A 9,757-nucleotide genomic window follows, 5' to 3' on the forward strand; every position below is an offset into this window, starting at 1 on the left:
GCTTGACGTTTCGGTTTCGGCTGATGCCTGACAGTGTTTCGGCTGATGCTTTACAGCTGTTTCGGCTGATCCTTGACACTCCCTAGTTGAGGGCATTGAGCGTGGCTGAGTTTCCGGCCACGGCAAGGTCGGCCGGGGCAATATGGTTCGGTGGGCGTCTCCAGGAAGAGCAGTTCGTACGTCCACAAACCGCCGTATCCGGCCGCTTCGGCCGTTCTGGCTGCTTCGACCAAGTCGTGCCGTAGGTTGACCGTCAATCTTTGCGGAAGACGAAGTCCGAGTTTCATTTGAAACCTCCGGTGTCCGGCTTGGCTTCACAGTGACGTGGGTATCACCGTGGGCGCGAGACTGCGCCGACGGTGTCGGCGGCTAGTCAATGTCGGTGATTGCGATGATGGTCTTGCCAGGGCTGCGGCAGGCGGGGTCGAATGCCGAGGGCGCTTCGGCCAGCGAACATACCGCTCCGACGATCGGGCGCAAACGGCCGTCGCGAAGTCTACGCTCCAAAGCGACCAGAATTGCCCGGTCCGGTTCGACGACGAAGAAGATTGCGCGTCCGTTCTCCGGTTGAATCTGCGGTGGTTCAGCGATAGTGATCAGTGCACCGCCGGAGCGAACTAATTTTACTGAGCGCCTAAGGATTTCACCGCCAAGTACGTCGAACACCACATCAACCTCTCCGACATCATCCAGCCGATCCTGCTGCAGATCCAGGAATACGTCGACGTCGAGGCCAAGCACTGTGTCCCTGTGCTCGGTACGGCCGCTAGCGATCACGCGAGCTCCGGCCTCGCGAGCAAGTTGCACCGCAATGGAACCGACGGCCCCCGCGGCACCATGAACCAGAACCGTCTGGCCGGTGACAAGATGCGCGTGGTTGAACAGCCCCTGCCATGCGGTCAGTCCGGAAATCGGCAACGCGGCAGCCACCGCGTGATCAATTTGCGCGGATAACGGCGCAAGCTTACGAGCCTCCACAGCGACGAATTCGGCGAGCGAGCCGTTGCGGGCCCAGTCGGTGATCCCGAAGACCCGCTGACCCACGGTCAACTCTGTTGTCCCGTAGCCAAGCTCGGCCACTACTCCAGAGACTTCGTGCCCTGGGATGCTGGGGGTCCGATCGTTCCCAGCGCGGTCAGTCCAGGTTGCCGGCCAATCGAGCTCGCCCGGAGTGAAGCTGGCGGCGTGGACCCTGACGATGACGTCGTTTTCTGCGGCATGCGGGTAGGGCATCTCGGCTACTGAAAGACCACGGAGACCGGCAGCATGGTCATGCGCGACAATCGCTTGCACAGCGGTGCTTACCCCCGGTGTCGGCTTCGCCGCACGCTCGGGTGCCAAGAGAGCGGACTTTGAGGCGTGAGGTCCAGTTGTTGGCAGCCTACGCGGCCGTTCACAGGCAATTCATCCCACCGCGGCCAGGTCGGTCGCCATGTCGTCTTGAGGCGGCCACAGCGGCTGCGGAATTTCGACACCGAATGGCGCGTCCCAACGGTTTCGGGACGAAACCTCTTGCACGGGACGTCGATTGGCTGCCACACCCCAATTGCCCAGTGGGTAGCCGAGGGTCAGCATGGCCGACATCTGCCAGCCCTCCTCGATGGGAACGCCCAGTAGCTCCTTCACCCTGTTCTCGAAATTGCGGAGCACCATCGTCATTACGCCGCCGACACCCTCGGCACGCGCGGCGAGTAACGCACTCCAGATCGCCGGATAGATGTTGGCGCCGCCGAGGTCGTCGATCGCGAAGACGAAAAGCAATAGGGGAACTTCTTCGAAATGCTCAGCTAGGTAGTTCCCCGAGCCTTTGATTCGGCGCATCGTTTCGGCATGAGCGGCCGGGTCCGCACCGGGCCCCGGCGCTACCATCGGTCCGGTCCCCGTCCTGAACTTCTCGTATTCGAGGGCACGGGCCTGCCGAAACAGTTGCGCGAACTCGCGTATGAGTTTTGGATCGTCAACGGCGACGAAGTGCCAACGTTGGGTGTTGCCCCCATTGGGGGCACGAACGGCCGCATCGAGGATGCGGGCCTGCGTGTCCAGCGGAATCGGGTCCGGCCGCAGCCTTCGCATCATCCTGGTGGTGTACAGGGCTTCGTAGACGTCCATTATCTGCTCCTTTCCCCTATCTGGCCATGGACAACTTCAGTTAAGTCTGCCCGGGTGCTGCGCAGTCCACCCATGGCTATTAAGCCGTTCTGCCCACAAAATGCGACACAATAGTTAACACCGCTCTAGCCTGGCTCACCCCGGCGGCCGAGGGCGGTTCATAGGTGTACCGAGGCCGTACCGGAACCGCATCGACAACGGCCAATTTAACTGTGTTACACGCGATTTGAGCCGTCTCGGCCGATCGTTTCTGCTGGTCGCGTGAGCGCCGAATGAGGACTCATAAACCGTTGGTCGCGGGTTCGGGCCCCGCCCGCCCCACCAAACAGCCCCACCAAACCGTTAGTGCCGGTGCTCCAGCTAGTCCAATTACTGCACTTTGCCTAGCCTGACCAGCAAGAAAGCGTCAACTCAAGGTTCGACTCCGTCTGAAAAGCTGCTCGCACGAAGATTTCGAAACCGCCATATCTGCCGGACACCCTGCTGTATCGACGCATCGAGTGACAGAGCTAATCGCCTTCGGATCGGCCATGCATGGTCGCGAGTGGCGATTTTTTAACGCGAACCATGCGATTCTGGAAAACCTCGGCGCGATCAGAGCAGGAGAGGCGCGTGACGACCACCCATACTGAACGGCTCCCACTGCTGACCCGGCGCGACCGCATCACGATCACCATCACGGTGATCGCGGCCATGGCGACCGGAGTTCTGCACTTCGCCCATGTGAATGCAGTGCTGGCGTTCGTCGTGTCCGCACTTGCGTTGGCCACGCTGGCATCTTTGGTCGGCCGTTCGGTGGAGGCGCTCGGAGACCGACTCGGGCCCAACGCGACTGGGATACTGCAGACGGCGCTGGGGAATCTGCCCGAATTGTTCGTCATACTGTTCGCACTCAAAGCAGGCCTTTACGGGGTGGTGAAGGCCACCATCGTCGGTTCGATTCTCTCCAACGCCCTGCTGGTGCTCGGGCTGGCCTTCGTGGTCGGCGGTATAAAACACGGCCGCCAGCGCTTCGCCGCCGACGACGGACGCACCCTCGGATTGATGTTCACCCTCGCGGTATTCATCCTCGCTGTCCCCTCGCTCACCGCTGCTATACACACCCCGGCGCAACCGCACGAGCGGGCGGTGTCGGTCGTCGTCTCCATGGTCATGCTTGCGCTGTTCGCACTCTCGCTGCCGGCCACGCTCGGAAAGCGTGCTGTCGACCCCGTGGGGCAAGTTGGTCGGGAAACCTCCAGAGCCTCGTCTCCCTTTGCGGCCAGCCCCGATTCGGCCAAAGCCGCCAGTGTGGCGACAGCACACGGGGAGTGGCCGCTGGCGATGGCCATCGGCATGCTGGCCGTCGCCGGGATCGGTGCGGCCTTCGTGTCGGAATGGTTCGTCGCCGCCCTAGAGCCGGCGATGCATGCAGCGGGCATCAACGAGGTGTTCGCCGGTCTGGTGATCGTGGCGATCGCTGGCAACGCGGTGGAGAATTTCGTCGGCATTCAGCTGGCGGCCAAGAACCAGATGGACTACGCGGTCCAGGTGATCCTCCAGTCGCCCGTCCAGATCGCGCTCACCATCGCCCCGATCGTCTGCCTGGCGGCGGCATGGCTCGGCCAGCCCGGTTTTGATCTGGTGTTCTCGCCGCTGTTGTTGGCGTCGATGATCATGTCGGCGCTAGTCGCGGTGCTGGTGACCTTCGACGGCGAGTCCACCTGGTTCGAGGGGACGGTGCTCATCGCGCTCTACGTGGCGATCGCCACGTCGTTCTGGTGGGGGTGAGTATCCCAACGGTCTGAGGTCCGTCGTGGCGCCTTTAGCATGGGCGACTCGTCGGTAGCTAACATGCCGCGCCTACTTCTTACCCGTAGCCGTACCGCAGGCGTATCGCGACCGTACTGACAACGATCAAAAGTGGTTTCTTACAGGTGATTTGGATTGTTGCCCTGACCATTTCGCCTAGTCGCGCGGGCGCTGGCCGCGGACGCATAATCCGTTGGCCGCGGGTTCGACTCCCGCGCTACGCAAGATCAGCGCGGTTGTACCAATCCGCCCGGCGGGTGCTCATCGACGTCGTCGAGGATCAACTCGCGCACGGCGCGACGCGGTCCGTACGGTCGCAGCATGGTGCTGGCCGGCCGTGGACGCACATGTTGCGGCCACCAGAACCAACGCCCGAGCAAGGTAGCCAGCGACGGTGTCATGAACGACCGCACGATCAAGGTGTCGAACAACAGACCCAGCGCGATCGTCGTACCTACCTGAGCCATCACCACCAGCGGACTGAACATGAACGTGGCCATGGTGGCGGCGAACACCAGACCGGCGGAGGTAACCACCGAGCCCGAACCGGCCATCGCGCGGATCGTCCCTGTCTTGAGCCCGGCGTGGATTTCCTCTTTGAACCGCGATATCAGCAGCAGGTTGTAGTCCGAGCCGACCGCCAGCAGCAGGATGACCGCCATCGCCAGCACCATCCAGTGCAACTTCACGCCCAGGATGTACTGCCATAGGAGCACGGAGAGTCCGAATGAGGCGCCCAGCGACAGCAACACCGTACCGACGATCACGAAGGCCGCCACGACGCTTCGGGTGATCACCAGCATGATGATGAAAATCAGTGTGGCTGCCGCGATTCCGGCGATCAGCAGGTCGATGTTGGAGCCGTCGTGCATGTCTTTGTACGTCGCGGCGGTGCCGCCGAGGTAGACCTTGGCGCCCTCCCAGGGGGTGCCCTTGATCGCCTCGTGCACGGCCTGCTTGATCGGGTCGATGTGCTTGATGCCTTCAGGAGTCGCCGGGTCGCCTTCATGGGAGATGATCAGCCGGACGGCGCGCCCGTCCGGCGATATGAACTGTTTGAGACCTCGCGCGAAATCCGGGCTCTTGAACGCCTCCGGCGGAAGGTAGAACGTGTCGTCGTTCTTCGCTCTGTCGAAGGCATCGCCCTGGGCGGTGGCGTTGTCGGCCTGCGCTTTCGCCTGGTCGTTGAGACCCATCGTGATCGCGTAGTTCGACATGATGGTGTCGAGATTGCGCTGCTGGCTCTCGATCTGCGGCGGTATCAGCGCCACCAGCTTGGGCTGGATCTGATCCAGCCTATCGAGGTTCGCGCTGAGGTTCACGATGTTCTCGGCCACTTGGTCGATGCCGTCGAGCGCGTTGAAGATCGACCGAAGTGCCCAGCACACCGGAATGTCGTAACAGTGCCTCTCCCAGTAGAAGTAGCTGCGGATCGGCCGAAAGAAATCGTCGAAGGTCGCGATGTCGTCGCGCAACGCCTCGGTGATCTGCACGGTTTCCTTGGTGAGCTTCGTGGTTTCGTGCGTCGTGTTGCTGAGATCCTGGGTGACCCGCATCTGCTCACGCAGCGTCGCCATCGTCTTGCGCAGCTCGTCCGCCTGCTTGAGCAGGTTTGCCGCCTGCTCATCCTGATAGTGCTGGGTCTGGATCCGCCCTGCGGCTTGTGCACTCATCTGAAAACCGAGGGTGCTGTGGTCGAGCGGTGTGCCCAACGGCCGGGTGATGGTCTGCACCCGACCGATACCGGGGATGTGGAAGACCGCCTTGGCGACCTTTTCCAGGACCAGGAAGTCAGCTGGGTTACGCAAGTCATGATCGGTCTCGATCATCAACAGCTCGGGATTCAACCGGGCCTGGTTGAAGTGCCGGTCGGCTGCCGCATAGCCGACGTTGGCCGGAGTATCCGGCGGGAGAAAGTGGCGGGTGTCGTAGTCCGTCTTGTAGCCGGGCAGAGCTAGCAGACCGACGAGGGCGATCCCAATCGTGACCGCCAGGATAGGGGCGGGCCACCGCACGACCGCGGTGCCAATTCGGCGCCAGCCCCGGGTCTGCAGCTTTCGCTTCGGGTCCATCAGCTTGAAGAAAGTGGCAACGGTGAGCACCGCCGGGCCCAAAGTCAACGCACCGAAGACCGCGACCAGCATTCCGACGGCGCAGGGCACGCCCATGGTTTGGAAGTACGGCAACCGGCACAAGCTCAAGCAGTACATCGCGCCGGCGATGGTCAGGCCCGAACCCAGCACCACATGCGCAGTGCCGTGAAACATGGTGTAGAACGCTTCTTCACGCGTCTCGCCCAACCCGCGTGCCTCGTGGTAGCGGCCTACGATAAAGATCGCGTAGTCGGTGCTGGCAGCGATCGCCAACAACACCAGCATATTGTTGGCGAAGGTGGACAGCCCCATGATTCCGTAATTTCCCAGCGTCGCGACGACGCCCCGTGCCGCAGCCAACTCGATGAAGACCATGGTCAGCATGATCACCACGGTGCTTAACGACCGGTAGACGAACAGCAGCATCACGATGATCACCAGGATCGTCACCATGGTGACTATTGCGATACCTTTTTCACCCGCGTGCGACTGATCGGCGATCAGCGGACCCGCCCCGGTGACGTAGGCTTTGATCCCAGGTGGCGCGGGCACCGAGTCCACAATCTTCCGAACGGCTTCGGTCGACTCGGCGGCCAGGCTGCCGCCCATTTTGCCGGAAAGATAAACCTGGACGTACGCCGCCTTTTGGTCGTGGCTCTGAGAGCCCGCGGCGGTCAGCGGATCACTCCAGAAATCCTGGACGTGCTGAACGTGCTTGGTGTCTTGCTCGACCCGCTTGACGATCTCGTCGTAGTAGCGGTGCGCTTCGGCCCCTAGCGGCCGGTTGCCCTCCAGCACGATCATGGCCGAGGCATCGGAGTTGAATTCTTTGAACGTTGATCCGACCCGCATCATCGATTGGAACGATGGCGAATCCGTCGGACTCTGCGACACCGCTTGATGCTTGGAGACGACCTCCAGCTGCGGGGCCACGGTGTTGGTAACGAACACGATGCCCAACCACACAAGGACGATCGGCAGGGCAAGCCGATGGATCATCCGCGGCAGGAACGGGGGGATCAGCGGCTGATCGACGCGCGGCGGGGCCTCGCCTGGCTCGCTCATGCGGACTTGTCCAGGCAGTAGACGAAGGGGTTCACGGTTTCGTTGGAATGTGAGCGATTCGGAGCCTTGATGACGTCCCCTTGTCCGTCGTGGTTATTCACGACGAATCGGCAGGCAATCCAACTGCCATCGCCTTGCGCCACCAGGTTTGCCGGGATACCGGGCTTTGTTGAACTCAAAACTATGCTCCAGGGTAAAGGGACGTTCAGTGCCTGCTGTGGGTGGGAGTTTTCGTCGAGGTAGTTGATGGTTGCCGTGCTGCCCGGTGAGCCCCAGACCTCAAGCGTGATCGTCTTGGCGTTGAACTCGTCGATGACCTCGCCCGAGGTGCCACCGCCGAACGAACCGCTGTGAACGCCGAAGACGCCATGCAATCGGTATACGACGAATCCCGACAGCGCGACGACAGCCGCAATCGTGAGCACTAACCAGAAACGCCCCAAGAGCCCCTTTTTGTTGGCGCGCTGCGGAGCGACCTGATTGCCCTCCCTGCCCGCGGAGCCCTGCGTCATCAGCGGCTCCGTCCTCGGCTCAATAGTCGTCACGCGCGCTCCAAGTCCTTCCTGTCTTCATCGTCCTTCCAGTAGTCATCGATTGCAGTTCGCCAAGCCACGGCCCCCGCCCTCCTCCGCGTTCATTGCAATTCCTCGATGAGCCCGACGCACGTGGCGGTCAGCAAGCGAGTGAGGGCGGATGCAAAATCCAGGTTCCACTCGGGGGGGACGACTTCCCGCGCGTCGGCATAGGCGTCGTTGAGGCGCTCCGGCGGGTTGGCGACCTGCCACAGTGTGGCCGCCAGCGAGTACGCGGCCAGCAAGATGTCCAGCGATCCCGAACGCCCAAGCGCCGGCAGTGCGGACTCGATCGAGTCGGCGAGCGAGAGCGTGGCGACGGTTCTGATCCGCTTGACCTCGATCACCCGCTCGGCGTCCACCTCATGTTCAAGGTGCAGGTGCAGGTTGGCTAGCAGGTCGCAAAACAGCGGGTCATCGGCCAGGGCATTGGCCAGGGTCTCTGCGATTAGCGACGGCGACTTGGGGCCAGGCCCCGCTAGCCTGTCCGACACTATGGTCGACCAGCGCACCCATCCCTCCGCGGACAGGTGCAACAGCACTTCCTTATGCGAAGTGAAGTACCGGCGGATGGCGGAGTAGTGAATCCCGGCCCGCCTGGCGACGGCGGTCAACGTGACCGAAGCGACCCCGGTCTCGAGCGCCAGTGAACGCGCGGCTTCTACGAGGGCATCCGCACGCTGGCGCTTCTTTTCCTGAGTGCGGGCGCGCTGGAATGTGAGTTGCGCCACCGGCTGAGCGTAACGCACGTTGTGTGATTTGCATAGCGCACATTGCGTGATTTGTGCTGCGTCCCTCTTGGTCGCCAATAGGGTAAACGTGTAAACATGCTCATCGTCCGGCATCCGTCGAACCCCCCGGACAGACCATCGCCTTGATCGGGTTTCTCGGCGGGCTGATCGGTATCTCGCTGTGCATCCTGCCGGCGCTTCCGCTGGTCCTACTGGCATGGACAGCACAGGACCCGGCACGCCCACCGTGAGTTCCACGGCGCGGCAACGCCGTTTCCGCGGGTAGGGACGCTGTCCAAACGGACTCATAATCCGTTGGTCGCGGGTTTCTGACCGCGCTCGCTGAAATTCCCCATTGACGCTCATCGAAATTTCCCACCTGTGTGGCTCCGCCGAGAAGGGCGGGCCTCCTTCGAAGCTGCTGGTGCCTGACTCCAGTTGCTCCATCGAAGGAGGCCCGCTTTCTCATGCTCACATGGGAGGACGATGTGGAAGTACTGCTCTACGCAAGCGTGGTTTGGACGATCTCGGCGATCGCCCGCCACACCGGCTTTGACCGCAAGACGGTCCGCAGATAACTCAATGGTGGCGGCAAACCCGGAGTCCGGGCCCGGCCTGGTCCGGATCCGTTCGATCCGTTCGTTGGCTACGTCAGTGCCCGGCTGACTGAGGACCCGCACCTGTGGGCCCGCACCCTGCTCGATGAGTTGGAGAGGTTGGAGTTTGGGCTGTCGTATCAGAGCCTGACCCGCTATATCCGTGCCCGCAATCTGCGTCCGGTGTGCCAGGCCTGCCGGAGCGCAGTGGACCGCCCGAATGCGGTCATCCCGCATGAACCCGGTGATCAAACCCAATGGGACTGGCTGGAATTGCCTGATCCGCCGGAGCTCTGGGGGCGGGGCAAGACCGCGCACCTGTTGGCTGGTTCGTTGGCCCATTCCGGTGAGTGGCGAGCTGCCCTGGCGCCGTCGGAGCATCAGTCGCATCTGGTTGCCGGCCTGGATGGGGTGACCCGCGGGTTGGGCGGTGTCACGCGGGTGTGGCGCTTCGATCGGATGGCCACGGTCTGGGATCCAGGCTCCGGGCGGGTGACCGCGTCGTTCGCTGGGGTGGCCAAGCATTACGGGGCGTCGGTGGCGATCTGCCCGGCCCGGCGCGGAAACCGCAAAGGTGTGGTGGAGAAGGTCAAAACGACGCAACTCCAACAGCGCCGCCTCCACTTCTGCTGGCAGTGTCGATGATCAACCGAAACAGCTGTAAGAAGCACCCGACACACTGTCAGGCATCAGCCGAAACCGAAAACGTCAAGTATCAGCCGAGGCAATATATGTGCTCAGTTGAGCGGGCGGGGCTCGAACTGATTCGCGCCCGTATTGGGTTGCGGCACCTTAGAGCT

The 9,757-nt window shown here is 62.3% G+C and carries 6 protein-coding genes, 1 tRNA gene and 1 pseudogene; 3 read left to right on the forward strand and 5 right to left on the reverse strand.

Annotation, left to right across the window (positions count from 1 at the left end):
- Positions 1-369 precede the first annotated feature (369 nt).
- Together AC5Y21_RS25740 and AC5Y21_RS25745 are read right to left on the reverse strand one after the other, a co-directional pair.
- Complete coding sequence (locus AC5Y21_RS25740; protein WP_499916943.1) at positions 370-1,293, reverse strand: NADP-dependent oxidoreductase; 924 nt, start codon at positions 1,291-1,293, stop codon at positions 370-372.
- Between the two features lie 111 nt (positions 1,294-1,404).
- Complete coding sequence (locus AC5Y21_RS25745; RefSeq protein ID WP_499916932.1) at positions 1,405-2,109, reverse strand: nitroreductase family protein; 705 nt, start codon at positions 2,107-2,109, stop codon at positions 1,405-1,407.
- A 612-nt stretch (positions 2,110-2,721) separates the two neighbouring features.
- On the opposite strand from AC5Y21_RS25745, the gene cax reads away from it, so the two are divergent.
- Together cax and AC5Y21_RS25755 are read left to right on the forward strand one after the other, a co-directional pair.
- Positions 2,722-3,879 (forward strand): calcium/proton exchanger, encoded by a 1,158-nt coding sequence (gene cax, locus AC5Y21_RS25750; protein WP_499916934.1) that lies wholly within the window; start codon positions 2,722-2,724, stop codon positions 3,877-3,879.
- A gap of 172 nt (positions 3,880-4,051) precedes the next feature.
- Positions 4,052-4,121: transfer RNA gene (locus AC5Y21_RS25755), tRNA-Ile, on the forward strand.
- A gap of 6 nt (positions 4,122-4,127) precedes the next feature.
- On the opposite strand, the gene AC5Y21_RS25760 is transcribed toward AC5Y21_RS25755, so the two are convergent.
- The 3 genes from AC5Y21_RS25760 to AC5Y21_RS25770 all read right to left on the reverse strand — a co-directional run bounded on the left by AC5Y21_RS25760 (position 4,128) and on the right by AC5Y21_RS25770 (position 8,379).
- Complete coding sequence (locus AC5Y21_RS25760; RefSeq protein ID WP_499916936.1) at positions 4,128-7,058, reverse strand: MMPL/RND family transporter; 2,931 nt, start codon at positions 7,056-7,058, stop codon at positions 4,128-4,130.
- On the reverse strand, positions 7,055-7,603 hold the full coding sequence (locus AC5Y21_RS25765; RefSeq protein WP_499916938.1) for an MmpS family transport accessory protein: 549 nt from the start codon (positions 7,601-7,603) through the stop codon (positions 7,055-7,057). The genes AC5Y21_RS25760 and AC5Y21_RS25765 overlap by 4 nt, the downstream gene beginning before the upstream one ends.
- Before the next feature lie 89 nt (positions 7,604-7,692).
- On the reverse strand, positions 7,693-8,379 hold the full coding sequence (locus AC5Y21_RS25770; protein ID WP_499916940.1) for a TetR/AcrR family transcriptional regulator: 687 nt from the start codon (positions 8,377-8,379) through the stop codon (positions 7,693-7,695).
- A gap of 449 nt (positions 8,380-8,828) precedes the next feature.
- Here AC5Y21_RS25770 and AC5Y21_RS25775 point away from each other — a divergent pair.
- Positions 8,829-9,569 (forward strand): annotated as a pseudogene (locus tag AC5Y21_RS25775) (transposase); the annotation flags it as partial.
- Between the last annotated feature and the right edge of the window lie 188 nt (positions 9,570-9,757).

Source organism: Mycobacterium sp. NGS41, from assembly GCF_059812725.1.

What these genes read in the sequence shown, in the direction of transcription:
- AC5Y21_RS25760 (WP_499916936.1), bottom strand. Translation starts at nt 7,058, where the DNA reads ATGAGCGAGCCAGGCGAGGCCCCGCCGCGCGTCGATCAGCCGCTGATC.
- AC5Y21_RS25745 (WP_499916932.1), bottom strand. Translation starts at nt 2,109, where the DNA reads ATGGACGTCTACGAAGCCCTGTACACCACCAGGATGATGCGAAGGCTG.